Genomic DNA, 597 nt, shown 5'->3' with positions numbered 1-597 from the left:
AGCGCAGCAGCCAGTGCGCAGGATCCGAGTGGCGCGGCAGCGCCGACAGCACGGGAAACCAGAGGGACGGCAGGACGACTTCGCGTGCGGCCGGCGGGCAGAGGGCGGGGCCGGCGGACGGTGCGGCGCCCGGGGTGGTCGTCTCGGTCACGAGTGTCCGCACGCGCGCCGTGTCGAGTCGCCGGGCGGCGAACGCCAGGAGCTGGGCGCTCGCCGGGTCCACGTGGTGCGCCGCGTCGATGACCAGCAGCACGGGGCGGTCGCGGCCGAGCGCGGCCAGCAGGGACAGCAAGGCGAGGCGGAGGGCCACGGGTTCCGGGCCGCCCGGCGGTGCCGGTTCCCGGCGCAGCGCCTGGCGCAGGGCCGAGCGCTGGGGTCCTGGCAGGGCGTGCAGCCGGTCGTCGGTGACCGTGCGGAAGAGGTCGGCGAGTGCGGAATGCTCCAGCTCCAGCTCGGCTTCCCCGGGTTCGGCGGACAGCACCGTATCGCCGCGGTCGCCGCGCCGGGCGGCCAGCGGGCGGGCGGCGAAGGGCTTGCGGATGCCGGCGGGGCCGTGCTGGGGGAGGCGGCGGCGCTCGGCGGTAGCGGGGTGGAGGC

The 597-nt window shown here is 77.9% G+C and carries 1 protein-coding gene; it reads right to left on the bottom strand.

The features are described from left to right. On the bottom strand, positions 1-597 hold a 597-nt coding region (locus I8J30_RS32675), incomplete at both ends, for an AAA family ATPase (protein ID WP_210664502.1).

This window comes from Paenibacillus lignilyticus (assembly GCF_017942085.1).
GTDB lineage: Bacteria > Bacillota > Bacilli > Paenibacillales > Paenibacillaceae > Paenibacillus_Z > Paenibacillus_Z lignilyticus.
The sequence above is the reverse complement of the archived record's forward strand: the minus strand, read 5'-3'. Positions and strand labels throughout refer to the sequence as shown.